The following is a 23716-nucleotide window of genomic DNA, read 5'->3' on the forward strand; positions in this document are numbered from 1 at the left end:
CGGTCCGCGGCCGGGTCCGCGGTTCAGCCCCCGGCCGCGACCCGTTCGACGACGTCCGCGGCGCGCTCCGCGAGGCCGGGCGCGGACGGGTCCAGCCAGTGCACCCGGGGGTCCGCACGGAACCAGGTCCGCTGGCGGCGGGCGAAGCGGCGGGTGGCCACCACGGTGGCCTCGACCGCCTCCGCCACGGTGGCGCGGCCGTCCACCACGTCCAGGAACTGGCCGTAGCCCAGGGCACGGGAGGCCGTGCGCCCCTCGCGCAGCCCGCGGGCCGCCAGGGCGCGCACCTCGGTCTCCAGGCCGGCCTCGACCATGGCCCCGACCCGGCGGGCGAGCCGGTCGTGCAGCGCGGCACGCTCGAGGTCCAGGCCGATCTGCACCGTGGGCTCCACGTGCTCGCGGCGGGGCATGAAGGACGTGAACGGGCGGCCGGTGAGCTCCCACACCTCCAGGGCGCGCACCAGCCGCCGTTCGTCCTGCAGCCGGGCGGCGGACGCCGGATCCACCTGGCGCAGCCGCTCCCGCAGGGCGCCGGGGCCCCGCGCCGCGAGCTCGTCCTCGATCCGGGCCCGCACCGCGGGGTCGGTGCCGGGCAGCTCGAGCACGTCCAGGGCCGCGCGCACGTAGAGTCCCGAGCCGCCCACCAGGACGGGGACCCGGCCGCGGACGCGGATTTCTGCGAATCGGGTCCGGGCGGCGCGCTGGAAGTCCGCGACCGAGGCCTCCTCGGTGACGTCGAGGACGTCGAGGAGGTGGTGGGGCACCCCGCGCCGCTCCTCCGCGGTCGCCTTGGCGGTGCCGATGTCCATCCCGCGGTAGAACTGCATGGAGTCGGCGTTGACGACCTCCCCGCCCAGCCGCAGGGCGAGCTCGACGCCCAGGGCGGTCTTGCCGGTGCCCGTGGGCCCGACGACGGCGACGACCGGCAGCTCCGAGCGGGTCACCGGACGGGGAGGCCCGGCATGCCCAGGCTCACGGGCCCGGGGCCGGCGGCGCCCGGGGCGGCGGGGACCCCGCAGGACTCGGCCTGGCGGCGGTCCCAGGCGTCCCCGGCCCGCGAGCGCCGCAGCGCGTAGTCCTGCGGGGACCGGGGGTCGGCGACGAGGTGGTAGGCGGCGGCGCCGGTGACGACGACCGTCACGAAGTCGCCGGGCCGCGGGACCTCGGCGCCCTCCGGGACGGAGAAGTGGACGAGCCGCTGGTCCCGCGCGCGGCCCGAGAGCCGGTGGGTCTGCTCGGACTTCTTGCCGGCCTCCGCGGTGACGAGCAGCTCGACCTGCCGGCCGACCACCGCCCGGTTCTCCTCCGCGGCGATCCGGTCCTGCAGCGCCACGAGCCGCTCGAAGCGCTCCTGCACCACGGCCTTCGGCACCTGGTCCGCCATCTCCCCCGCGGGGGTGCCGGGCCGGACGGAGTACTGGAACGTGTACGCCGAGGAGAAGCGGGAGGCCGCCACGACGTCGAGGGTGGCCTGGAAGTCCTCCTCGGTCTCCCCAGGGAAGCCCACGATGATGTCCGTGGTGATCGCGGCCTCCGGGATGCGCTCGCGGACCGTGTCCAGGATCCCGAGGAACCGCTTCGAGCGGTAGGAGCGGCGCATCTCCTTGAGGATCCGGTCGGAGCCGGACTGCAGGGGCATGTGCAGCTGCGGCATGACGTTGGGGGTCTCCGCCATGGCGTCGATGACGTCGTCGGTGAACGCGGCCGGGTGCGGGCTGGTGAAGCGCACGCGCTCCAGGCCCTCGATCTGCCCGCACGCCCGCAGCAGCTTGGCGAACGCCCCGCGGTCCCCGAACTCCACGCCGTAGGAGTTCACGTTCTGCCCCAGGAGCGTGACCTCGACCGCCCCGTCGTCCACGAGGGCCTGCACCTCGGCGAGGACCTCCCCGGGCCGCCGGTCCTTCTCCTTGCCGCGCAGGGACGGGACGATGCAGAACGTGCAGGTGTTGTTGCAGCCCACGGAGATCGAGACCCACCCCGAGTAGGCGCTGTCCCGCTTGGTGGGCAGCGTCGAGGGGAACACCTCGAGGGCGTCGAGGATCTCCAGCTGCGCCTCGGCGTTGTGCCGCGAGCGCTCCAGCAGGGCGGGCAGGGAGCCGATGTTGTGGGTGCCGAAGACGACGTCCACCCACGGCGCCCGCTCGAGGATGGTGTCCTGGTCCTTCTGCGCGAGGCAGCCGCCGACGGCGATCTGCAGGTCCTTGTTGCGCTTCTTGGCGGGCACGAGCTGGCCGAGGTTGCCGTAGAGCTTGTTGTCGGCGTTCTCGCGCACGGCGCACGTGTTGAACACCACGAGGTCCGGCTCGCCGCCGGCGGCGGGGACGTAGCCGGCGGCCTCGAGCAGGCCCGTGATCCGCTCGGAGTCGTGGACGTTCATCTGGCACCCGAACGTGCGCACCTCGTAGGAGCGCGGGGCGGGCGCGCCGGAGGACGCGGTCGGGTCCGGGGAAAGGGCTGCGGGGGTCGACATCACCGGACAATTGTACGGGGCGGTCCCGGTCACGGGGTCTCCGGGTGTTCCTCGCCCATCTCGTCGTCCCGGACCGCGGCACCGGAGCGCGCCTCGAGCTCCTCCTTCACCACGGCGAAGGCCAGCCCGGGCGGGTAGCCCTTGCGCCCGAGCATCCCGACCAGCCGCCGCACGGCCTTGTCCCGCTCGGCGCGGTCGGTGAGCTCGGCCCCGGCGGGGAGCTTGCGGCGCACCAGCTCGGCGGCGTCCGCCCGCTCGTCCTCGTCGGTGCGCTGCTCGAGCGCCGACTCGGCGATCTCCCCCGTGACGCCGCGGGTGGCCAGCTCCCGCCGGATCGCGGACCGGGAGAGCTTGCGGGAGCCGGCCCGGGAGCGGACGTAGAGCTCCGCGAACTGGGCGTCGTCGACGAGGTCGACCTCCTCGAACCGGTCCAGCACCTCCCGGGCAACGTCCTCGGGGACGTTGCGGTCGGCGAGCTTGTCCTCGAGCTGCTTGCGGCTCTTCGCCGAGGCGGTGAGCTGGCGCAGGACGATCGCCCGGGCCACCTCCCGGGCGTCCGGCTCGGGGTCCTGGGCCGGGGACGACGACGCCGCCGGGCCCTCCGGCCCGCGGTGGCGGGCGGAGGACCGGCGGCGCCGGCGGTCGTACGGGCTCTCGGTCACGGACCCGCTCAGAAGGCCGGGCCGGCGACCTCGGTGGGCAGCCCGGTCACGGGCTGCTCCTCCGCGGTCTCCTCGGCGGTCTCCGGCTCCTCGACGACCCCGAGCTTCACCAGGATCCGGCGCTCGATCTCCTCGGCCAGCTCCGGGTTGTCCTTGAGGAACCGGCGCGAGTTCTCCTTGCCCTGCCCCAGCTGGTCGCCCTCGTAGGTGAACCACGCCCCGGACTTCTTGACGATGCCGTGCTCCACGCCCATGTCGATGAGCCCGCCCTCGGTGGAGATGCCCTCCCCGTAGAGGATGTCGAACTCGGCCTGCTTGAAGGGCGGCGCCATCTTGTTCTTGACGATCTTGGCGCGGGTCCGGTTGCCCACCGGGTTGGCCCCGTCCTTGAGGGTCTCGATGCGGCGCACGTCCACGCGGACCGAGGCGTAGAACTTCAGCGCCTTGCCACCGGTGGTGGTCTCGGGGCTGCCGAAGAACACCCCGATCTTCTCGCGCAGCTGGTTGATGAAGATCGCGGTGGTGTTCGAGTGGGAGAGCCGGCCGGTGATCTTGCGCAGCGCCTGGCTCATCAGGCGGGCCTGCAGGCCCACGTGGCTGTCGCCCATCTCGCCCTCGATCTCGGCCTTGGGCACCAGGGCCGCCACCGAGTCGATGACGATGATGTCGATGGATCCGGAGCCGACGAGCATGTCCATGATCTCCAGGGCCTGCTCACCGGTGTCCGGCTGCGAGACCAGCAGGCTGTCGGTGTCCACGCCGAGCTTCTCGGCGTAGGAGGGGTCGAGGGCGTGCTCGGCGTCGATGAAGGCGGCGATCCCGCCGGCCTTCTGGACGTTGGCGACCGCGTGCAGGGCCACGGTCGTCTTGCCGGAGGACTCCGGGCCGTAGATCTCCACGACGCGCCCGCGCGGGAACCCGCCGATGCCCAGCGCGACGTCCATCGCGATGGACCCGGTGGGGATGGTCTCGATCTTGGTCGCCGGACGGTCGCCCAGGCGCATGACCGAGCCCTTGCCGTAGTTCTTGTCGATCTGCGCGAGAACGGTCTCGAGAGCCTTCTCGCGGTCGCTGCCGAACTGCTGGTCGGCGCTCTGCTTGTTGCTGCCCTTGGCTGCCATGGTCCACCTCGTGTTCGGGAGGTTCCGCCGGTGCGGCCGGAACCGTTGCTGCTGGTCTTTTCGTGTTCCACGGTATCGCCGTGGTCGGACACCGTAAGGCTTCGCGCGGGGCCTGGGGAGGAGCGGGAACCACTCTCCCGGGACGGACCGGGCTGTGCAGTCCGCGACCCGCTGCTTCGAATATACCTTCGAAGCGGTCGCGGGTCCACGGGCGCGCCGGGAGCCCGGCGGGTGTCAGTCCCGGGGCGGGCGGTCCACGCCCCACCAGCGGGACTCGGGGACGTCCTGGGCCCGGCAGAGGGCGAACCACACGGTCCGCGGGTCGACGCCGGCCTCGATGGCCTCGGCGGCCGTGCGGTGCTCGAGCTCCCCGAGCACCAGGTCCCGGGCCAGGACCCTGCTGTAGCCCGCGCCGAACTCGTCGGCCATGAGCTGCCAGAAGCTGCTCAGCCTCATCCGCGTCCTCCTTCGTCGTGCTGCCGGCCGGGGGTCGTGCCCGTCCATCCTGCCATCCGGGCGGCGGGGCCGGCACAGGCCGGAGGGCCCGGCGGTCCTGGGACCGACGAGCCCTCCGGGACGTCGTGGGCGGGCGGCGGGCCGCCCGGGCGGATCAGCGGGCGCCGGCCGCGGCGGCCTCGCCGCCGTTGACCCGGCCGAACTCCCGCGAGTACTGCTCGGTGAGGTCGCTGGGCACGGTGTCCGGGACCAGGAGGCCCTCGGCGTAGGCCAGCCGGTCCGCGACCTCGCGCAGCATCTGGGACATCGGGATGTCGAGCGCGGCGCAGATCGACGCGAGCAGCTCGGAGGAGGCCTCCTTCTGTCCGCGCTCCACCTCGCTGAGGTAGCCGAGGGAGACGCGGGCGCTGTGCGAGACCTCTCGGAGGGTGCGTCCCTGGCGCTGGCGGACGCTGCGCAGGACCTCACCGATCTCCTGGCGGAGTACACCCATCTTCATGTCCTTCGTCTCGGTGCTGTCGTCCTCGTCGAGGCCCACGTCCTTCCAACGGACGACGCCATTGACGGACACGGGTTGCTTGGTCATGTGAATCGCTCGTCTCCTCGTGTGTGCGGCAGCTTCACCGCCTGCTGCGGGCGGTGCCTCGGCGCCGGCCGGTCGACATCTTGACTTCGATCGGCTCAACTCGAGCCTGCGATCATTGCTAACCCCGCTGACGGTTCCATTCTTCCCCGCAGGAGGCGGTTTTTCACTGTGAGTTGGCTGGGAGCACCAGGGCCGCCGTGAGCCGCTCGAGGGCGGCGCGCACGGCGGCCGCCCGGATCTCCGCCCGGCCCCCCGCCGCGGCCAGCTCGTGGACGGTGGACCCGCCCGGTCCGGCGACGCCCACGTAGACCGTGCCCACCGGCTTGCCGTCGTGCGGCTCGGGGCCGGCGGCGCCCGTGGTGGAGACGGCCCAGTCCGTGCCGAGGCGGCGGCGGGCGCCCTCCGCCATGGCGACCGCGACCTCGGGGTCGACGGAGCCCCGCTCGGCGAGCAGCCGGGCCGGCACGCCGAGGACCTCGGTCTTGACCCGGTTGGAGTAGGAGACGACCGCGCCCTCGAAGCAGGCCGAGGCCCCGGGGACGTCGACGACGGCGGCGGCCAGCGCTCCCCCGGTGAGGGACTCCGCGGTCGCGACCGTCAGCGCCCGGCGGACGGCCTCCTCGACGAGCGCCCGGGCGGCCGGCTGCGGCTCCGTCACGCCGCGTTCCGCCCGGCCAGCGCCCGGCGGCGCAACTGGACCGCCTTGACCACGTAGTCCACGCCGGTCACGACCGTGACCACGAGGGCCGCCCCCATCGCGATCCAGCCCAGCCACGGCCACCACGCGCCCACCAGGGGCACCAGCGGGAGCAGCAGGAGCAGGAGCGCCACGGTCTGCAGGACGGTCTTGAGCTTGCCGCCCTTTGAGGCGGCCATGACGCCGTAGCGGATGACGACGAAGCGCAGGAGCGTGATCCCCCACTCGCGGACGAGGATCACCACGGTCACCCACCACCACAGCTCGCCGAGCATCGAGAGCACCACGAACGCGGCGCCGGTCAGCAGCTTGTCGGCGATGGGGTCGGCGATCTTGCCGAAGCTGGTGATCAGCCCGCGGGCCCGGGCGATGTCGCCGTCGAGCTTGTCCGTGTACATGGCGACCGCGAAGACCGCCAGGGCGGCCCACCGCATGCCCAGGGAGTCCTCCCCCTGGGTGCCTCCCACCCACAGGAACCACACGAAGAAGGGCACCAGCACGATGCGCAGGGCGGTCAGCGCGTTCGGCAGGTTGAGGTTGGACGCCGGGTCCGCGGGGCTCATCTGGTGCTCGCTTCCTGGTGGGTGGGACGGGGTCGGCTCAGCGGCCGGTCAGCTGCCAGGCGTCCTCGGACTCCTCGGGGTCCTCGGCGCCGTCGCCGTGGTCGGTCGCGGTCCGGGCCAGCGAGGCCTCGACCGGGTCCTCGCCGTAGTCGACCGACCCGCCGGCGCCGGCCGGCGGCGCGGGCGGCTCCTCGCCCCGGAGCACGGCGAGGGTCGCGGCGAGGTCGTCGGGCTTGACGAGCACGTCCCGCGCCTTGGACCCCTCGGAGGGCCCGACGACGCCGCGGGACTCCAACAGGTCCATGAGCCGGCCGGCCTTGGCGAAGCCGACGCGCAGCTTGCGCTGGAGCATGGAGGTGGACCCGAACTGCGTGGTCACCACGAGCTCGGTCGCCTGCAGGAGGACGTCGAGGTCGTCCCCGATGTCCTCGTCGATGGTCTTCTTGGGGGCCTCCTGCACCACGTCCTGGCGGTAGTGCGCCTTCATCTGGCCCTTGACGTGGTCGACGACCTCGTGGATCTCCGACTCGGTGACCCACGCGCCCTGCACGCGCATCGGCTTGGAGGCGCCCATGGGCAGGAACAGGGCGTCGCCCTGGCCGATGAGCTTCTCGGCGCCCGGCTGGTCCAGGACCACGCGGGAGTCGGTGACCGAGGACGTCGCGAACGCCATCCGGGAGGGCACGTTGGCCTTGATCAGACCGGTGACCACGTCCACGGAGGGCCGCTGGGTGGCGAGCACCAGGTGGATGCCGGCGGCACGGGCGAGCTGGGTGATCCGCACGATCGCGTCCTCGACGTCGCGCGGGGCGACCATCATCAGGTCCGCGAGCTCGTCGACGATCACGAGGAGGTACGGGTACGGCCGGATCACGCGCTTCGAGCCGGGCTCGGGCTGGACCTTGCCGTTGCGCACGGCCTTGTTGAAGTCGTCGACGTGCTTGTACCCGTAGTGCGAGAGGTCGTCGTAGCGGGCGTCCATCTCCCGCACGACCCACTGCAGCGCCTCGGCGGCCTTCTTGGGGTTCGTGATGATGGGGGTGATCAGGTGGGGCACGCCCTCGTAGGCGGTCAGCTCGACCCGCTTCGGGTCGACCATGACCATCCGCACCTCGTCCGGGGTGGCGCGCATCAGGAGCGAGACGATCATCGAGTTCACGAAGCTCGACTTGCCCGCGCCGGTGGCGCCGGCGACGAGCAGGTGCGGCATCTTCGCGAGGTTGGCCACCACGTAGCCGCCCTCGACGTCCTTGCCCACGCCCATGACCATGGGGTGCTCCGTCTTGCGGGCGTTGTGCGAGCGCAGGACGTCGCCCAGGGACACGGTCTCGCGGTCGGTGTTCGGGATCTCGATGCCGATCGCGGACCGGCCGGGGATCGGCGAGAGGATGCGCACGTCCGCGGAGGCCACGGCGTAGGCGATGTTCTTGGACAGCGCCGTGACGCGCTCGACCTTGGTGCCGGAGCCCAGCTCGATCTCGTACCGGGTGACGGTGGGCCCGCGGGAGAAGCCGGTGACCACGGCGTCCACGTTGAACTGCTCCAGCACGCTCGTCAGGGAGGCGACCACGGCGTCGTTGGCCTCGGAGCGCTCCTTGGGCGGCGGTCCCTGCACGAGCGCGCCGGCCGCGGGCAGGGAGTAGGCGATGTCGCCCTCGAGCTTGAGCTGCTCCGCGCGGGCGGGGATGGGCGACTCGGGGGTGTGGGTGCGGGCGGTGACGGACGTGGAGCCGGTGGGCTCGGCGGCCACGTCCTCCAGCGCCGGGGAGCCGGAGCCCGCGGCGGTGTCCGCGGCCGGCTCGAGGCCCTGCTCCCGGCGCAGCCGGCGGGCGGCGAGCTGCTCCTGGGTGGGCCGCTTCTGCCCCGGCCGGGGGACGTCGCCCCCCTGCTCCGCGGCGGCGGCCGGCTCGGCGGATCCCGCCGCCCCCGCCGTTCCCGCCGCGGCGGCCCGCTGCCGGGCGGCGCGCGCGGAGTCGACGTCGAAGACGCGGGTGGGCGCCTGGCCGTCGGCGGCCTCCTCGGCGACGACGGCGCGCTCGAAGGCCTCGTCCCCGCGGTAGCCGTCGAGGGCGCGGCGCTCGGCCTCGGCCGCCTTGCGCTCGCGGCGCTTCTCGCGGCGGGTCTTGGCCGCCTCGGCGCGCGCGGCGTGCTCGTCCAGGTAGGAGCGGTCGTGCCGGGCGGCGGACACGTCGGTCGCGGAGACGGGCCCGTCCTGGCCCATGAGCCGCCAGTAGCCCTGCCGCAGTCGCGGCAGGATGAGGTTGACGGGCGTCGCGGTGACCACGAGCACGGACAGGAACAGGGCCGCGACGAAGATCGCGCCGGCGCCGACCGGGGTGATGAGGGCGCTCAGCGGGTCGGCGGCGAGGAATCCCACGTAGCCGCCGGCGCTCCGGAGCGCCTCCTGGCCCTGGCTCGGGGACGGCTGCCCCAGGAGCACGTGCGCGAGGCCGGAGCCGGCGACGACGGCGGCGCCCAGCCCGATCGCGATGCGGTTGTTGGCCGAGGTGTCCTCGGGGTGGCGGAAGCGGCGCAGGGCGAAGCCCACGAGGGGCAGCGGCAGCACCAGGGCCGTCCAGCCGAAGGTCCCCGCGAGGACCTCGTGCACCGCCACGGCGGGGACCGCCAGCCACGGCGCGGACGCGCCGGGCAGGTTCCACCACTCGACGGCCGCGGCGAGGAGGCCCAGCATCAGCAGGAAGAGGGCGCCGCCGTCGCGCAGCGACTCCGCGGGCACGTCCGTGCGCAGGGTGCCCATGCGGCGCACGGCGCCGCCGACCACGTGGGCGAGGGCCGTCCAGACGCCTCCGACGGCGCGGGCGCACCAGGCCAGGGCGGCGCCCGTGCCGTGCAGCACCCGCGGGGAGCTCGCGGCGGGCGCCGCGGAGCCCCGTCCGGCGGTCGACGGACGGCGGGTGGAGGTGGACCGGCTGGATCCCGACGACCGCGCAGAAGACGTGCTGTTCTTGCCACGCGACGTCGAGGCGCCCTTGCGGGCGGGGGAAGTACGAGTCGCCATGCTCCCAGGGTAGACCACGGCCTCCCCCCGTCAGCGGTGCCGCACGGGGGGAGGGACCGGGGGCTCAGGCCTCGATGACGACCGGGACGATCATGGGCTTGCGGCGCAGCCGGCGGCTGACCCAGGAGCCGATGGTGCGGCGCACCACCTGCTGGAGCTGCTGGGTGGTGTGGTTCTTGCCCGAGTGGTTGATGGCGTCCTCGAGCGCGGCGGTGATCCTCGGCTTGATCTCGTCGAACACGCTGTCGTCCTCGGCCACGCCGCGGGCGTGCACGTCCGGGCCTGTGACGACCTTGCCGGTGTCCCGGTTGACCACGGTGATGACGGAGATGAAGCCCTCCTCGGCCAGCACGAGCCGGTCCTTGAGGTCGGCGTCGGTGATCGTGCCCACGGAGGAGCCGTCCACGTAGACGTAGCCGCACTCGACCTGGCCGGTGATCCGCGCCTCGCCGTCGGCCATGTCCACCACGGTGCCGCCCTCGGCCAGGAGCACGTGGTCGGTGGGCACGCCGGTCTCCTCGGCGAGCTTGCCGTTGGCGATGAGGTGGCGGACCTCGCCGTGCACCGGCATGACGTAGCCGGGCTCCACGATGTTGTAGCAGTACAGCAGCTCGCCCGCGGCGGCGTGCCCGGAGACGTGCACCCTGGCGGTGCCCTTGTGGACCACGGTGGCGCCCAGCCGCATGAGCCCGTTGATGATCCGGAAGACCGAGTTCTCGTTGCCGGGGATGAGAGAGGACGCGAGGATCACGGTGTCGCCCTCGGTGAGCTGGACCTTGTGGTCGCCGTTGGCCATCCGGGACAGCGCGGCCATCGGCTCCCCCTGCGACCCGGTGCACATGATGACCAGCTCCGAGTCCGCGTGCTCGTCGATCCGCTTCTGGTCGATCAGGGTGTTCGGCGGGACCTCCAGGTAGCCCAGCTTCTCGGCGATGGTCATGTTGCGCACCATGGACCGGCCCATGAACGCGACCTTGCGCCCGTGCTCGGCGGCGGCGTCCAGCACCTGCTGCACGCGGTGGACGTGCGACGAGAAGGACGCCACGACCACGCGCTTCGGGGCGCGCCCGATCACGTCCGCGAGGACGGGGCCGATGTGCTTCTCCGTGGGGGTGAACCCGGGGACCTCGGCGTTGGTGGAGTCGGTGAGGAACAGGTCCACGCCCTCCTCCCCCAGCCGGGCGAAGTGGCGCAGGTCGGTGATCCGGCCGTCGAGCGGCAGCTGGTCCATCTTGAAGTCGCCCGTGTGCAGGACGGTGCCGGCCTTCGTGCGCAGGAACACCGCGAGGGCGTCCGGGATCGAGTGGTTGACGGCCACGAACTCGCACTCGAACTCGCCGAGCCGCTCGACCTGCCCCTCCCGCACCGCCATGGTGTAGGGCTTGATCCGGTGCTCCTGGAGCTTCGCCTCGATGAGCGCGAGCGTCAGCCGGGAGCCGATCACGGGGATGTCGGGGCGGCGCTTCAGCAGGTACGGGACGGCGCCGATGTGGTCCTCGTGGCCGTGGGTCAGCACCACGGCCACGACGTCGTCGAGCCGGTCGACGATGTGGTTGAGGTCCGGGAGGATGAGGTCCACGCCCGGCTGGGTCTCCTCGGGGAAGAGCACGCCGCAGTCGACCACGAGCAGCTGCCCGTTGATCTCGAACACCGTCATGTTCCGTCCGACCTCGCCCAGCCCGCCCAGCGGGACGACGCGCAGGACGTCCTTGCCGAGGGCGGGGGGAGCCGCCAGGTCGGTGTGCCACTGGGTCATGGGACCCCTTTCGTCAGTCGATGGTCTCGAGGAGGGTGTCGGCGACGACCGAGCCCCGCAGGTCCGCGCGGATCAGGGCGGCCTCGGCCTCCGTGGGCGGGACGTGCGGGAGCCGCACGGTGTTGTGCGGCAGCCGGCCCTGCCACATGAGGATCGTCTTCGCCGCGACGGCGCCGGGGGCGCGGGTCATCGTGGCGCGGACGACGGGCTCGAGCTCGGCGTTGATCCGCCGGGCCGTGGCGAGGTCCTGGGCACGGACCGCGTCGACGAGCTCGCGGTACCGGGCGGTGGCCACGTGGGTGGTGACGCCGATGAGCCCGGCGGCGCCGATGGCCATCCAGGGCAGGGTCAGGCCGTCGTCGCCCGAGTAGTAGAGCAGGTCGGTCTCGGCCAGCACCCGGGTCGCGGCGACCAGGTCCGCCTTGGCGTCCTTGACGGCCACGATGTTGGGGTGCCCGGCCAGGGAGATGAGGGTCTCGGTCGCGATCGGGATGCCGGCGCGGCCGGGGATGTCGTAGAGCATGATCGGCAGGTCCACGGAGTCCGCGAGGCTGCGGAAGTGGGCCTCGACACCGGCCTGGGAGGGCTTGTTGTAGTAGGGGGTGACGATGAGCAGCCCGTCCATGCCGAGCTTCTCGGCCGCGCGGGAGAGGTAGCGGGAGTGCTCGGTGTCGTTGGAGCCGGTGCCCGCGAGCAGCGGCACGCGGGAGCCGACGGCCTCCTTGACCGCGCGGAACACGGAGAGGTTCTCCTCGTCGGTCATGGTGGAGTACTCCCCCGTGGTGCCGCACACCACGAGGCCGTCGCAGCCGTCGTCGACGAGCTGGACGGCCATGGCCGCGGTGGCGTCCAGGTCCACGGACCCGTCCGCGGCGAAGACGGTGATCATCGCGGTGAGCAGCGTCCCGAACAGGGGCTCGGACCGGGTCGCGGGGAGGTCGGCGGCGGAGGGCGAGGCGTTGGCAGTCATGGGTGCCAGGTTACCGCCTCCGCGGCGGGGGCACCGGCGGGCGGGCGGCGGGGGCTCGCCACCACGGTCAGGCCCGGCCCTCGCCCGGGGGGTCGGCGGGCTCCACGTTGCGGGGGGTGCGCCCGCGGGAGAGGGCCACGGCGTCGCGCATCGCGGAGCGGGCGCGGGTCCGGTCCCCGGCGGCCGCGTAGGCCAGGGAGAGCCGGTACCAGTTGCGCCAGTCGCCCGGGTCCGCCTCGGTCTGCGCCCGGACGGCCCCGAAGCGCTCGTCGGCGGCCTCGCGCACGATGCGCCCGCCGGGGGTGCGCGGGAGGTCGTCGGGCGGCAGCCCGCCCTCCTCGTGCAGCGTCCGGCCGAGCTGCTCGGTCCGGACCCCGAACAGGATCTCGCGCACGAGCGCCCACACGCCCACGGCCGGGAGCACCAGCATGGCGACGCCGAAGGCCTTGGCGATCCAGCCGTCCGTGCCCAGCAGCAGCACCGCGCGGTGCAGGCTCAGGCCCAGGTAGACGACGAGCAGCGTCACCATGGCCGCGGCGAGCATCTTCGCCTTGCTCGTGGACTCCAGGAGCGTGAAGACGCCCGCGAAGACGAGCACGGCGAGGATCCACAGCTTCGAGCCGCCGGGGACGGGCAGCAGCCACAGGGTCAGCAGGGCCGCCGCGAGCAGGCCCCAGATCCAGGCCCGGATGGAGTCCATCGGCGCTACAGCCCCAGGTCGAGGTAGCCCTCGAGCCCGTGCGTGAGCCCCTGGTGGGAGCCCACCTCCCGGACGCCGAGCACCACGCCGGTCATGAAGGAGATCCGGTCGAAGGAGTCGTGCCGGATGGTGAGCTGCTCGCCGACGCCGCCCAGCAGCGTCTCCTGGTGGGCGACGAGCCCGCGCAGGCGCACGGAGTGCACCCGGACGTCCTCCACGAGCGCGCCGCGGGCCCCGCCCGGGTCCTGCTCCGTGGCGTCCGGCGACGGCGCGACCCCCGCGGCCCGCCGTGCCTGCCCGACGAGGGCGGCGGTGCGGGCTGCGGTGCCCGAGGGGGCGTCCACCTTGTCCGGGTGGTGCAGCTCGACGATCTCGACGGACTCGAAGAACCGGGCGGCCTGCGCGGAGAAGCGCATGGCCAGCACCGCGCCCACCGAGAAGTTGGGGGCGACGAGCACTCCCACCCCGGGGTGCTCGGCCAGCAGCGCCTCGAGCCGGTCCAGCCGCTCGGCGTCCCAGCCGGTGGTGCCCACGACGCAGTGCATGCCGTGCTGCACGGCGAAGCGGACGTTGGCCTCCGTGGCGGAGGGGACCGTGAGGTCGACCACGACCTCCGCGCCGGCGGCGACCAGGGCCTGGAGGGAGTCCTCCCGGCCGAGCTCGGCGACGAGCTGGAGGCCCTCGGTGCGGCGCACCGCCTGCACGGCCTCGCTGCCCATCCGCCCGCGCGCGCCGAGCACGGCGACGCGCAGCTCGGCGGGGGCGGACGGCGGGGCGTCGGTGGTCACGGGGGCGGTGCGCTCGGTCATGGCTCCAACTCTAGGTCACGGGAGGGGCGGCGCCGCCGCCGGCTCCCGGCGGCGGCGTGCGGTCAGCGGCGGGTGGGCGCCACGATGGTGGTCACGACCGGGCCCTCGGCGAGCCACCCCGCGAGCTCCCGGACCTGCTCCGGGGTCACGGAGCGGACCCGGTCCAGGGACTCGTCGATGTCGAGGAACTCCCCGGACTTCAGCTCCGCGGAGCCCAGCCGGGACATCCGGGACCCGGTGTCCTCGAGGGCGAGCACGGTGCCCCCGCCCAGCTGGCCCACGACCTTGCGCAGCTCGTCCGCCCCGATGCCGTCCCGGGCGAGCGTCTCCAGCTCGCCGGCCATGAGCGCCAGGACCTCGTCGGTGCGCGCGGGCAGGCACCCGGCGTACATCCCGAAGTAGCCGGCGTCCGAGTAGGCGCCCGAGAAGGAGAACGTGCTGTAGGCCAGGCCGCGCTTCTCGCGGATCTCCTGGAACAGGCGGGAGGACATCCCGCCGCCCAGGGCCGCGTTGAGCACGGTCATCGCGAAGCGGCGGTCGTCCCCGGCCACGAGCCCGGGCCGGCCGACGACCACGTTGGTCTGCTCCACGGGCCGCTCCAGGAAGTGCTCGCCCCAGTCCGGCTCCAGGGGCGCGGGGGTGCGCTCGCGCCGCGGGAGGGGGGCCGCCGGGGCGGCCGGGTCCCAGCCCGCGCGCTCGAGGGCCTCGGCGACGAGGGCGACGACGACGTCGTGCTCGAGGCCGCCGGCGGCCGTGACCACGAGGCCCTCGGGCCGGTAGTGGCGGCGGTAGTGCTCGACCACCGCGTCACGGGGCACCGCGAGGATCTCCTCGGGGGTCCCGCCGATGGGCCGGCCGAGGGGGTGGGCCCCCAGCACCCGCTGGGTGAACTCCTCGAAGGCGACGTCCTCGGGGTCGTCCTTGTCCATCGCGAGCTCCTCGAGGATGACCCCCCGCTCCCGCTCGAGCTCGTCCGGGTCCAGGGCGGCCGACGTCACCATGTCGGTGATGACGTCGATCGACATCGGCAGGTCCTCGGCCAGGACCCGCGCGTAGTAGCACGTGTGCTCCTTGGCCGTGGCGGCGTTGGACTCCCCGCCCACCTCGTCGAACGCCTCCGCGATCTGCAGCGCCGAGCGTCGCTCGGTGCCCTTGAACAGCAGGTGCTCGAGGAAGTGCGTGGAGCCCAGGCGGCCGGGCTGCTCGTCGCGGGAGCCGACGCCGACCCAGAAGCCGACCGTCACGGCCCGCTGGGCGGGCATCCGCTCGGTGACCACCCGGGTGCCGCACGGCAGGACCGTGCGACGGACCACGTTGCCGCCGGCGCCCTCGTGGAGGGTGTGGCTGAACCCCGCGGCGGCCGTGGTCAGGGCCGCGGCCGCGGCGGAGGGGGAACTGCGGGGAACCGCCGAGAGGCGGGCGTCCGGGCCGGGGGTGCTCCCCGGGCCGCGGTCGCCCGCCTCCAGCGGCAGATCGACTGCCGTCATCCAGCTGTGCTGCTTTCTGTGCTCGTGCGGTGCTGTGCGCGGGACGGGCCCGGCTCAGGCCTCGGTGGCGTCGTCGTCCTCGGTGGGTACGTTGGGCTCCTCGGCGACCACGGGGGCCAGGGACAGCTTGCCGCGGTCGTCGACCTTCGTGATCTCCACCTGGACCTTCTGGCCCACGCCGAGGACGTCCTCGACGTCGGTGACGCGCTTGCCCTCGTTGAGCTTGCGCAGCTCCGAGATGTGCAGCAGGCCGTCCTTGCCCGGGGTGAGGGAGACGAAGGCGCCGAAGGTCGTGGTCTTGACCACGGTGCCCAGGTAGCGCTCGCCGACCTCCGGGACCTGCGGGTTGGCGATCGCGTTGATCGCCGCGCGGGCCGCCTCGGCCGAGGGGCCGTCGGTGGCGCCGATGTAGACGGTGCCGTCGTCCTCGATCGAGATGTCGGTGCCGGTGTCCTCCTGGATCTGGTTGATCATCTTGCCCTTGGGGCCGATGACCTCGCCGATCTTGGAGACGGGGACGGTCACGGAGATCACGCGCGGGGCGAACTCGCTCATCTCGTCCGGCTGGTCGATGGCCGCGTTCAGCACGCCGAGGATGTGCAGCCGGGCCTCGCGGGCCTGGGTCAGCGCGGCGTCCAGCACCGAGGAGGGGATTCCGTCGAGCTTGGTGTCGAGCTGGATCGCGGTCACGAACTCGGAGGTGCCCGCCACCTTGAAGTCCATGTCGCCCAGCGCGTCCTCGGCGCCCAGGATGTCGGTCAGCGCGGCGTAGCGGGTCTCCCCGTCCACCTCGTCCGAGACCAGGCCCATGGCGATGCCGGCCACCGGCGCGCGCAGGGGCACGCCGGCGTTGAGCAGCGACAGGGTGGAGGCGCAGACGGAGCCCATCGACGTGGAGCCGTTGGAGCCCAGCGCCTCGGAGACCTGGCGGATGGCGTAGGGGAACTCCTCGCGGGAGGGCAGCACCGGGGTGATGGCCCGCTCGGCCAGTGCCCCGTGGCCGATCTCGCGGCGCTTCGGGGAGCCCACGCGGCCGGTCTCGCCGGTGGAGTACGGCGGGAAGTTGTAGTGGTGCACGTAGCGCTTGTGCTTGACGGGGGACAGCGAGTCGATCTGCTGCTCCATCTTGAGCATGTTCAGCGTGGTCACGCCCATGATCTGGGTCTCGCCGCGCTCGAAGATCGCGGAGCCGTGCACGCGGGGCAGGACCTCGACCTCGGCGGTGAGCTGGCGGATGTCCGTCAGGCCGCGGCCGTCGATGCGGACCTGCTCGGTGAGGATGCGCTGGCGCACGGTCTGCTTGGTGAGCGCCTGGTAGGCGCCGTTGACCTCGTCCTTGCGGTCGGCGAAGGGCCCGTCCTCGCCGGCGAGCTCGGCCAGGGTCGCCTGGTGCAGCGCGTCGGTCGCGGTCTCGCGCTCCTGCTTGTCGGCGATCGAGTACACCTCGGCGAGCCGGGTGCCGACGGAGGCCGCGACGGCCTCCTTGACGTCGTCGCCGAAGCCGCCGAAGCGGGGCAGGTCCATGTCGGGCTTGCCGGCGCGGGCCTTGAGGTCGGCCTGGGCGTCGCACAGGGCCTTGATGGCGGGCTTGGCGGCCTCGAGGCCCTGGGCCACGAGCTCCTCGGTGGGGGCCACGGCGCCGTTGTTCTTGATCAGGTTCCAGGAGTTGTCGGTGGCCTCGGCCTCGACCATCATGATCGCGACGTCCTCGGAGCCGTCCTTGCCGGTCACGACGCGGCCGGCCACGGCCATGTCGAACACGGCGTTCTCGAGCTGCGAGTGCTTCGGGAAGGCCACCCACTGGTGCTGGCCGTTCTCGCCGGCCATGAGCGCCACGCGCACGCCGCCCACGGGACCCTGGAAGGGCATCCCGGACAGGGTCGTGGCCATGGACGCGGCGTTGATCGCGACGGTGTTGTAGATCTCGTCCGGGTTCATGGACAGGATCGTGACGACGACCTGCACCTCGTTGCGGATGCCCTTGCCGAAGGCGGGGCGCAGCGGGCGGTCGATGAGCCGGCAGGTGAGGATCGCGTCCGTGGAGGGGCGGCCCTCGCGGCGGAAGAACGAGCCCGGGATGCGCCCGGCCGCGTACATCCGCTCCTCGACGTCGACCGTCAGGGGGAAGAAGTCGAAGCCCTGGCGGGGGGACTTGCCCACCGTGGTGGCGGCGAGCATGGTGGTGTCCTCGTCGATGGAGACGAGGGTGGAGCCGGCGGCCTGCTTGGCGAGGCGGCCGGTCTCGAAGCGCACGACGCGCTTTCCGTAGGAGCCGTTGTCGATGACGGCTTCGGCGTACTGGATCTCGGGACCCTCCAAGGGTCACCTCCGTTTCGTGTCGGCGGGACCGTCCGCGCGTCACCCGGTCTTCGATCGAGATCCACGGAAGGTCCGGGGCCGCGGGGGCCGTCCGGTGTCCGGAGATCACTACCGAGGACCGCGAATGATCGGCGCGGTGGCCCCGTCTGGTGTTCGATGGTGCTGTCTCTGGTGGTGCGGGGGTCCGCCCGGCTGCTGTGCCGTGCGGGCCCGGTGCTCGGCGGCGTCCTCCCGTTGCCGGGCGGACGCCGCCGGGTGCCGACTAGCGGCGCAGGCCGAGCCGCTCGATGAGCGTGCGGTAGCGCGTGATGTCGGTGTCGCGCAGGTAGGTCAGCATGCGGCGACGGCGACCGACCAGGGCCATCAGGCCGCGGCGGGTGTGGTGGTCGTGCTTGTGCTGCTTCAGGTGCTCCGTCAGATCGGCGATCCGGCGGGTCAGGACCGCGATCTGCACCTCGGGCGAACCGGTGTCGCCCTCGTGGGTGGCGAAGTCCTTGATGATCTCCTGCTTGATGGCGGCGTCGAGTGCCACGTGTAACTCCGTTCGAGTCAGTACCGTGCGGCCCGGACGACGGGCTCGTCGCCGGGTCCCGGGACTCCCCCGGGGGTCCGACAACCACGGACTGCAGTCGGACCGCCGTCCAGTCTAGCGGACCCGGGCGCGCCGCCCCACCCCCGGGCGGCGCGGCGCGCTGCGCTGGGCCTCCCCCGGCCGGTGGGCCAAGATGGGAGGGACACGACGGCGGGGTCCCGGCGCACGGCCCGTCCGGGCCGGCCAGGACCGGGCCGGCAGCACGTGGACGAGCAGGACGAGACGAGCAGGAGCAGCGCGTGAGCAAGGACGAGAAGGACGGGCGGGGCCCGGCGGTCGCCGACCGCACGCACACGATGCGGGACGGCCGGCGCATTCCCGCGATCGGGCTGGGCACCTACCCGATGGACGACGCCGGGGCCGAGGCCGACGTCGCCGAGGCCCTCATGCTGGGCTACCGGATGGTCGACACCGCGGTGAACTACGGCAACGAGACGGGCGTGGGGCGCGCGATCGCGGCGGCCGGCGTGCCGCGCGACGAGCTGTTCCTCACCACCAAGCTGCCGGGCCGGGACCACGGCACGGACTCCGTGCGCCGCTCGCTCGAGGGCTCCCTGCGGCGGCTGGGCACCGACCACGTGGACCTGTACCTCATCCACTGGCCGAACCCGTCGGTCGGCCGGTACGTCGAGACGTGGCGGACGATGCTGGAGCTGCGGCAGGAGGGGCTCGTCCGCTCGGTGGGGGTGTCCAACTTCACGCCCGCCCACATCCGGCGCCTGGTCGAGGAGACCGGCGAGACGCCGGCCGTCAACCAGGTGGAGCTGCACCCGCAGTACCAGCAGGAGCGGCTGCGGGAGTTCCACGCGGAGCACCGCATCATCACCCAGGCCTGGTCCCCGCTGGGCCGCAAGACCGATCTGCTCCAGCACGAGTGGATCGCGCGGATCGCCCGGCGCACCGGCCGCACCCCGGCCCAGGTCGTCCTCCGCTGGCACCTGCAGTCGCACACCGTGCCGATCCCGAAGAGCTCCGACCCCCGGCGCATGGCCGAGAACCTCGACGTCTTCGACTGGGAGCTGGACGAGGAGCAGATGCACCGGATGCAGATGCTGCACACGGGGATCAGCGGGTCGGGGTTCGACCCGAACGAGCACGAGGAGATGTAGGGGCCCGGCCGGCCGCCGGGGCTCAGGCCTCGGCGGCCAGGATGCCGCGGGTGCGCTCGACGTCGTCGTCCATCTGGGCCACGAGCTTGTCGACGCCCTCGTAGGCGACCATCCCGCGCAGCCGGGCGACGAACTCCACGACCACCTCCTGGCCGTAGAGGTCGAAGTCCTCGACCCGCTCCTCGGGGCGGTCGATGACGTGCGCCTCGACCTGCCGGGGCACGTTCTCGAACGTCGGGTTGGACCCCACGGAGATCGCGGTGGGCCAGCGGGTGCCGTGGGCGTCGAGCAGCCACCCGGCGTACACCCCGTCCGCGGGGACGAACCCGGCCGCGTCCGGGGACAGGTTGGCCGTGGGATAGCCGAGCTCCCGCCCGCGGGCGGCCCCGTGCACCACCTCCCCGCGCATCCGGTGGTGGCGCCCGAGCAGCCGGGCGGCCGCGCGCACGTCCCCCGCCTGCAGGCAGGCGCGGATCCACGTGGAGGAGCAGCGCCGCTCCCCCGCCGCGGTCACGGCCGGGGCGTGCTCCGGGTGCTGCTCGTGCAGGGGGTCGAGCAGGTCGTCGACCACGCGGACCTCGAACCCGTGGCGCTGCCCCAGCTCCCGGAGCGTGTCGATGTTGCCGGTGTTGTCCTTGCCCAGGCGGGTGTCCTCGCCCACCACGAGGCAGCGCGCGCCGAGCGGGCCCACCAGGGTGCCCAGCACGAACTGCTCGGTGGACTGGGCCGCGAACTCCAGGCTGTACTCCAGCACGAGGGCGGCGTCCGCGCCGGTGCGCTCGAGGGCGTCCAGCTTGTCCTCGGTGCCCATGATCAGTCCCGGGTGGCTGCCGGGGCGGTGCACCTGCGCGGGGTGCGGGTCGAACGTCACGACCACCGAGGCCCAGCCCAGCTCGCGGGCGGAGTCGACGAGCTGGGACAGCACCCGCTGGTGGCCCCGGTGGACACCGTCGAAATTGCCGATGGTGACGACCGACGGGCCGAAGCCCGGGGGGACGTCAGAGAGATCTCGCCAGCGGAACACGCTTCTCCTCGCAGGAACGGAACAGGCAGGTCAGGGTCGGGGCGGCACGGGCCGGTGCGGGCCGCCGGGCTCCTCCGCGGGGGCGGCGGCCGGGGACGGCGGGCCGTCCCACGGGGCCTGCGGGGAGCGGGGGTCCTCCGCGCCGAGGGTCAGGATCCAGGCGTCCACCGAGGCGCCGCGCTGCTCCATGAACCCGTCGATCCGCACCGGGGAGCGGAAGCCCAGCCTCCAGGCGAGCTTGCGGCTGGCCCAGTTGGGGACCTTCGCCATCCAGTAAGCATAGGTGAGGCCCAGGGGCCCGAAGGCGTGCTCGAGCAGCAGCCGGCAGGCGGCCTCGGCGGCGCCGGTGCCGCGGGCGTGGGGGCCGAAGTTGAGCCCGATGTCCGCCGTGGTCCCGCGCAGGGCGTTGAGCCCCACGGTCCCGTGCAGCCGGTCGGTCCGGGCGTCGGCGACCGCCCAGTTGTACTCGCGGCCGGCGCGCCAGGCGGCGGGGACGAACTCCTCGACGTACCAGCGCGCATCAGCCTCCGTGTAGCCCAGGGGCACGGTGGTGAACTCCGCGGCCGCGGGGTCCGCGCAGTTGCGGGCCAGCTGCGGGACGTCGCGCTCCTCGAGCCGGCGCAGCACCACGGTGCCGTCGGTGAGGACGGGGACGTCGTAGTCCTCGGCGCCGTCGGGGCGTACGGGCATCGGCGGGGGTCCTTTCGGGAGGCGTGCGGCACGGGGCGCTCCGGCCCGCGACCGAGCCTACCCGGTGCGTGCCGGTGCGCCGCGCGGGACGGACGGGCGCTCAGGCGGGTGCCCGCCCGCCCCGGGGCCGGGACCGGCGGAGCCAGGCGAGGCCGACCACCGGCAGCACGAGCGGGACGTAGCCGTAGTCCTGCCCGAAGTGGGACCACACGCTCGCCTCGGGGAACAGTTCCGGGACGAGCACCGAGAGCAGGCCCACGCCGAGCACGCCCAGCAGCTCCACGGCCACGGCGGCCGTGGCCAGCCGGTGCCAGCGGGGGCCGGGCCGGGCGAGGGCCACGGTGGCCACCACGTAGACGGCCGCGGCGAACGCGGAGAGCAGGTACGGCAGCGGCGCGGCCTGGAAGTCCGTCGCGATCTGGTAGAGCGAGCGGACACCGGCGGAGAGGGAGAAGACCGCGTAGACCACGACGACCAGCCGGCCGAAGCCCGAGGACTTGCGGTCGCCGCGCGCCGGGGCGGCGCGGGGCCCGAAGCGCCGCTGCAGCCGGGTGGGGCCGTCCTGCGGGCGGTCGTGCGTCATCGGGGCCTCTCCTGCGGGGTCGTGGCGGGCCGGGAGCCGGTCCGAGGTCCGGGGCTCACTGGTAGTACCAGATGTAGTTCATGCGGTAGACCATGATGGCCACCACCGGCCCCGCGGCCGCGAGCACCCAGTTGGACCAGCTCGAGCGCTCCACGAGGGACCACACGAAGGTTCCCGCCGGGATGAGCAGGGCGGTCAGCAGGTAGCCCCAGTACTCGAGGGCCGATCCGGTGGGCCCGGGCCCCCGCACGTGCATGACGACCGTGCCCACGGCGTAGACGAGCAGGAACGCCTCGAGCAGCAGCACGGAGCCCTGGGTCCAGTCGTCGGGCCGCCGCCCGCGTGCGGCCTGCACGGCGCACACCAGGAAGGAGAGGGCGCCCAGCAGGGCCGCGGCCCAGAACCAGCCGTCGTAGCCCCACAGCATCAGCGCTCCTCCCGGGTGGTCCCGGGCGGCCCGGGGAACCGCTCCCCGGGCAGGAAGACGAGCACGGGCTTGGCGGTGCGCTCGCCGCGGTGGCCGCGGTCGGACAGCAGGGCCACGAGTCGCCCGTCGGGGGCGAAGCCGGCGGTGACGGCGTCGTGATCCGGCGGGGTCCCGCCGTGGTCCCCGCCGCCGTCGGCGGCGCTGGGACCGATCCGGCGGCCGTGGGCGACGTCCTGGGCCTCGGCGGCGGTCAGCCGGCGGACGGGGAACAGTCCGGCGGCGGCCTCCTCCAGGCTCGTCACGGGCAGCGGGCGGCCGGCGGCCACCTCCGCGGCGAGCTCCTCCAGGGTGGACGCGTCCTCGAGGGTCCACGCGCCCACCCGGGTGCGGCGCAGCGCGGTCAGGTGACCGCCCACCCCGAGGTCGGCGCCGAGGTCCCGGGCCAGCGCCCGGACGTAGGTGCCCGAGCTGCAGGTCACGGTGACGTCGACGTCGAGGACCTCCCGTCCGGCGTCGTCGGCGGTGCGCACGAGCCGGTGCACGGCGAACTCGGAGACGGTGACGGGGCGCGCGGCGAGCTCCACGTCCTGCCCGGCGCGGACCTGGGCGTAGGCGCGGCGGCCCTCGACCTTGATCGCGCTGACCTTCGCGGGGACCTGCTGGAGGTCCCCGGTGAGCCGGGCGACGCCGGCCGCCACCGCGTCCTCGTCCACCGCCGCCACGGCCCCGGGGGCGGCGACGTCGACGACCTCCCCCTCGGCGTCGTCGGTCACGGTGGTCAGGCCGAGCCGGATCGTCGCGGCGTACGTCTTGTCCCGGCCCACCACCCAGGTCAGGAGGCGGGTGGCCCGGTCGACGCCGAGCACCAGCACGCCCGTGGCCATGGGGTCCAGGGTGCCGGCGTGGCCCACCTTGCGGGTGCCCGCGAGGCGGCGGGCGCGGGCGACGACGTCGTGGCTGGTCCAGCCGGCGGGCTTGTCCACGACCACGAGCCCGGACGGCGTCGGCAGGGACGGGTCCGGACTCGGGACGTCAGGCTTCGTGCGGGTCACTTCCCCGGTGCCCCCGCCTGCTCAGCGGTCCCGGGAGGACTCGTCGTCCTCCTCGGCCGGCTTCCGGTAGGGGTCCTCGCCGGCGGCCCAGCTGGCCCCGGCGGCCTGGGCGGCAACCTCGGCGTCCTTCTCCTTGGCCGCGCGCAGCACCTCCTCGAGGTGGGAGGCGTTGACCGGGATCTCGTCCGGGACGAAGGTCAGGGTGGGCGTCAGGCGGGCCGTGATGTTCCGTCCCACCTCGCTGCGCAGGACGCCCTTGGCGGACTCGAGGGCCGCCCGGGTGTTCTGCTGCTCCTCCGCGGTGCCGAACACCGTGTAGTACAGGGTGGCGTGCTGGAGGTCGTTGGTGACGCGGGCGTCCGTGATGGTCACGAAGCCCAGCCGGGGGTCCTTGACCCGGCGCTCGAGCGCCTGGGCCACGACGACCTTGATCCGGTCGGCGAGTCGGGCGGCGCGTGCTGCGTCAGCCATGGTGGATGCTCCTCGGGTCGGGGCGGTGCGGTGCTCGGCGCGGTGCTGGCGACGAGGCGGGGAACGGTGCTGGAACGGGGGCGGGGGGGGGGGGGGGGGGGGGGGGGCCCCGGCCCCCCCCGGGGGGGGGGGGGGGGGGGGGGCGGGGGCGGG

The 23716-nt window shown here is 73.7% G+C and carries 23 protein-coding genes; 1 reads left to right on the top strand and 22 read right to left on the bottom strand.

Features of this window, described 5'->3' with window-relative positions; translation table 11 throughout:
• Window positions 1–23 precede the first annotated feature (23 nt).
• From miaA to rpsO, 16 genes are all read right to left on the bottom strand, one after another.
• A complete protein-coding gene (miaA, locus tag ACP7CD_RS17840) occupies window positions 24–944 on the bottom strand; it encodes a tRNA (adenosine(37)-N6)-dimethylallyltransferase MiaA (protein ID WP_017832907.1) in 921 nt (306 codons plus the stop codon).
• Window positions 941–2470, bottom strand: a complete 1530-nt coding sequence (gene miaB, locus ACP7CD_RS17845) for a tRNA (N6-isopentenyl adenosine(37)-C2)-methylthiotransferase MiaB (RefSeq protein WP_115162546.1) — start codon at window positions 2468–2470, stop codon at window positions 941–943. The genes miaA and miaB overlap by 4 nt, the downstream gene beginning before the upstream one ends.
• Window positions 2471–2499: 29 nt before the next feature.
• The gene (locus ACP7CD_RS17850; RefSeq protein WP_035929674.1) at window positions 2500–3132 is read right to left on the bottom strand and encodes a regulatory protein RecX; all 633 of its coding nucleotides are present in this window, start codon (window positions 3130–3132) and stop codon (window positions 2500–2502) included.
• Between the two features lie 8 nt (window positions 3133–3140).
• Complete coding sequence (gene recA / locus ACP7CD_RS17855; protein ID WP_017832910.1) at window positions 3141–4253, bottom strand: recombinase RecA; 1113 nt, start codon at window positions 4251–4253, stop codon at window positions 3141–3143.
• A gap of 234 nt (window positions 4254–4487) precedes the next feature.
• Window positions 4488–4709: a DUF3046 domain-containing protein gene (locus ACP7CD_RS17860; RefSeq protein WP_017832911.1), complete on the bottom strand. Its 222-nt coding sequence runs from the start codon at window positions 4707–4709 to the stop codon at window positions 4488–4490.
• 154 nt (window positions 4710–4863) lie between these two features.
• Window positions 4864–5295, bottom strand: coding sequence for a helix-turn-helix domain-containing protein (locus tag ACP7CD_RS17865; RefSeq protein WP_017832912.1), 432 nt, complete (start codon window positions 5293–5295; stop codon window positions 4864–4866).
• Window positions 5296–5458: 163 nt separating this feature from the next.
• Entirely contained in the window at window positions 5459–5953 is a 495-nt protein-coding gene (locus tag ACP7CD_RS17870; RefSeq protein WP_017832913.1) for a CinA family protein, read from the bottom strand.
• A complete protein-coding gene (pgsA, locus tag ACP7CD_RS17875; protein ID WP_017832914.1) occupies window positions 5950–6555 on the bottom strand; it encodes a CDP-diacylglycerol--glycerol-3-phosphate 3-phosphatidyltransferase in 606 nt (201 codons plus the stop codon). Before pgsA ends, ACP7CD_RS17870 begins: the two co-directional genes overlap by 4 nt.
• Window positions 6556–6592: 37 nt before the next feature.
• A complete protein-coding gene (locus tag ACP7CD_RS17880; RefSeq protein WP_426120800.1) occupies window positions 6593–9574 on the bottom strand; it encodes a DNA translocase FtsK 4TM domain-containing protein in 2982 nt (993 codons plus the stop codon).
• A 64-nt stretch (window positions 9575–9638) separates the two neighbouring features.
• On the bottom strand, window positions 9639–11330 hold the full coding sequence (locus tag ACP7CD_RS17885) for a ribonuclease J (protein WP_017832917.1): 1692 nt from the start codon (window positions 11328–11330) through the stop codon (window positions 9639–9641).
• A gap of 13 nt (window positions 11331–11343) precedes the next feature.
• A complete protein-coding gene (gene dapA / locus ACP7CD_RS17890; protein WP_109243414.1) occupies window positions 11344–12300 on the bottom strand; it encodes a 4-hydroxy-tetrahydrodipicolinate synthase in 957 nt (318 codons plus the stop codon).
• A 67-nt stretch (window positions 12301–12367) separates the two neighbouring features.
• Window positions 12368–13000, bottom strand: a complete 633-nt coding sequence (locus ACP7CD_RS17895; RefSeq protein ID WP_193365121.1) for a hypothetical protein — start codon at window positions 12998–13000, stop codon at window positions 12368–12370.
• A 5-nt stretch (window positions 13001–13005) separates the two neighbouring features.
• Window positions 13006–13809, bottom strand: coding sequence for a 4-hydroxy-tetrahydrodipicolinate reductase (gene dapB, locus ACP7CD_RS17900; RefSeq protein WP_017832920.1), 804 nt, complete (start codon window positions 13807–13809; stop codon window positions 13006–13008).
• A gap of 62 nt (window positions 13810–13871) precedes the next feature.
• Window positions 13872–15296, bottom strand: a complete 1425-nt coding sequence (locus tag ACP7CD_RS17905; RefSeq protein ID WP_017832921.1) for a M16 family metallopeptidase — start codon at window positions 15294–15296, stop codon at window positions 13872–13874.
• Window positions 15297–15350: 54 nt separating this feature from the next.
• Entirely contained in the window at window positions 15351–17615 is a 2265-nt protein-coding gene (locus ACP7CD_RS17910) for a polyribonucleotide nucleotidyltransferase (RefSeq protein WP_017832922.1), read from the bottom strand.
• Between the two features lie 262 nt (window positions 17616–17877).
• Window positions 17878–18147, bottom strand: a complete 270-nt coding sequence (rpsO, locus tag ACP7CD_RS17915) for a 30S ribosomal protein S15 (protein ID WP_017832923.1) — start codon at window positions 18145–18147, stop codon at window positions 17878–17880.
• Between the two features lie 299 nt (window positions 18148–18446).
• Between rpsO and ACP7CD_RS17920 the strand changes: the two genes are divergently transcribed.
• Window positions 18447–19316, top strand: a complete 870-nt coding sequence (locus ACP7CD_RS17920; RefSeq protein WP_017832924.1) for an aldo/keto reductase — start codon at window positions 18447–18449, stop codon at window positions 19314–19316.
• 22 nt (window positions 19317–19338) lie between these two features.
• On the opposite strand, the gene ACP7CD_RS17925 is transcribed toward ACP7CD_RS17920, so the two are convergent.
• The 6 genes from ACP7CD_RS17925 to rbfA form a co-directional block, all read right to left on the bottom strand.
• Window positions 19339–20340 (bottom strand): bifunctional riboflavin kinase/FAD synthetase, encoded by a 1002-nt coding sequence (locus tag ACP7CD_RS17925; protein ID WP_017832925.1) that lies wholly within the window; start codon window positions 20338–20340, stop codon window positions 19339–19341.
• A gap of 30 nt (window positions 20341–20370) precedes the next feature.
• Entirely contained in the window at window positions 20371–21030 is a 660-nt protein-coding gene (locus ACP7CD_RS17930) for a GNAT family N-acetyltransferase (protein ID WP_095651569.1), read from the bottom strand.
• 100 nt (window positions 21031–21130) lie between these two features.
• The gene (locus ACP7CD_RS17935; RefSeq protein ID WP_081994572.1) at window positions 21131–21613 is read right to left on the bottom strand and encodes a hypothetical protein; all 483 of its coding nucleotides are present in this window, start codon (window positions 21611–21613) and stop codon (window positions 21131–21133) included.
• A gap of 55 nt (window positions 21614–21668) precedes the next feature.
• Window positions 21669–22040 carry a hypothetical protein gene (locus ACP7CD_RS17940; protein WP_109243412.1) on the bottom strand — a complete coding sequence of 124 codons (372 nt, stop codon included), beginning with the start codon at window positions 22038–22040 and terminating at the stop codon, window positions 21669–21671.
• Window positions 22040–23092: a tRNA pseudouridine(55) synthase TruB gene (gene truB, locus ACP7CD_RS17945; RefSeq protein ID WP_109243411.1), complete on the bottom strand. Its 1053-nt coding sequence runs from the start codon at window positions 23090–23092 to the stop codon at window positions 22040–22042. The genes ACP7CD_RS17940 and truB overlap by 1 nt, the downstream gene beginning before the upstream one ends.
• Before the next feature lie 21 nt (window positions 23093–23113).
• Window positions 23114–23563, bottom strand: coding sequence for a 30S ribosome-binding factor RbfA (gene rbfA, locus ACP7CD_RS17950; protein WP_017832930.1), 450 nt, complete (start codon window positions 23561–23563; stop codon window positions 23114–23116).
• Between the last annotated feature and the right edge of the window lie 153 nt (window positions 23564–23716).

This window comes from Kocuria sp. LHG3120 (genome assembly GCF_049897445.1).
Taxonomy (GTDB): Bacteria; Actinomycetota; Actinomycetes; order Actinomycetales; family Micrococcaceae; genus Kocuria; species Kocuria rosea.

What these genes read in the sequence shown, in the direction of transcription:
- miaB (WP_115162546.1), bottom strand. Translation starts at nt 2,470, where the DNA reads ATGTCGACCCCCGCAGCCCTTTCCCCGGACCCGACCGCGTCCTCCGGC.
- ACP7CD_RS17905 (WP_017832921.1), bottom strand. Translation starts at nt 15,296, where the DNA reads ATGACGGCAGTCGATCTGCCGCTGGAGGCGGGCGACCGCGGCCCGGGG.
- ACP7CD_RS17865 (WP_017832912.1), bottom strand. Translation starts at nt 5,295, where the DNA reads ATGACCAAGCAACCCGTGTCCGTCAATGGCGTCGTCCGTTGGAAGGAC.
- rbfA (WP_017832930.1), bottom strand. Translation starts at nt 23,563, where the DNA reads ATGGCTGACGCAGCACGCGCCGCCCGACTCGCCGACCGGATCAAGGTC.
- ACP7CD_RS17940 (WP_109243412.1), bottom strand. Translation starts at nt 22,040, where the DNA reads ATGCTGTGGGGCTACGACGGCTGGTTCTGGGCCGCGGCCCTGCTGGGC.
- ACP7CD_RS17880 (WP_426120800.1), bottom strand. Translation starts at nt 9,574, where the DNA reads ATGGCGACTCGTACTTCCCCCGCCCGCAAGGGCGCCTCGACGTCGCGT.
- ACP7CD_RS17885 (WP_017832917.1), bottom strand. Translation starts at nt 11,330, where the DNA reads ATGACCCAGTGGCACACCGACCTGGCGGCTCCCCCCGCCCTCGGCAAG.
- ACP7CD_RS17930 (WP_095651569.1), bottom strand. Translation starts at nt 21,030, where the DNA reads ATGCCCGTACGCCCCGACGGCGCCGAGGACTACGACGTCCCCGTCCTC.
- ACP7CD_RS17860 (WP_017832911.1), bottom strand. Translation starts at nt 4,709, where the DNA reads ATGAGGCTGAGCAGCTTCTGGCAGCTCATGGCCGACGAGTTCGGCGCG.
- recA (WP_017832910.1), bottom strand. Translation starts at nt 4,253, where the DNA reads ATGGCAGCCAAGGGCAGCAACAAGCAGAGCGCCGACCAGCAGTTCGGC.
- ACP7CD_RS17935 (WP_081994572.1), bottom strand. Translation starts at nt 21,613, where the DNA reads ATGACGCACGACCGCCCGCAGGACGGCCCCACCCGGCTGCAGCGGCGC.
- dapB (WP_017832920.1), bottom strand. Translation starts at nt 13,809, where the DNA reads ATGACCGAGCGCACCGCCCCCGTGACCACCGACGCCCCGCCGTCCGCC.
- dapA (WP_109243414.1), bottom strand. Translation starts at nt 12,300, where the DNA reads ATGACTGCCAACGCCTCGCCCTCCGCCGCCGACCTCCCCGCGACCCGG.
- pgsA (WP_017832914.1), bottom strand. Translation starts at nt 6,555, where the DNA reads ATGAGCCCCGCGGACCCGGCGTCCAACCTCAACCTGCCGAACGCGCTG.
- ACP7CD_RS17895 (WP_193365121.1), bottom strand. Translation starts at nt 13,000, where the DNA reads ATGGACTCCATCCGGGCCTGGATCTGGGGCCTGCTCGCGGCGGCCCTG.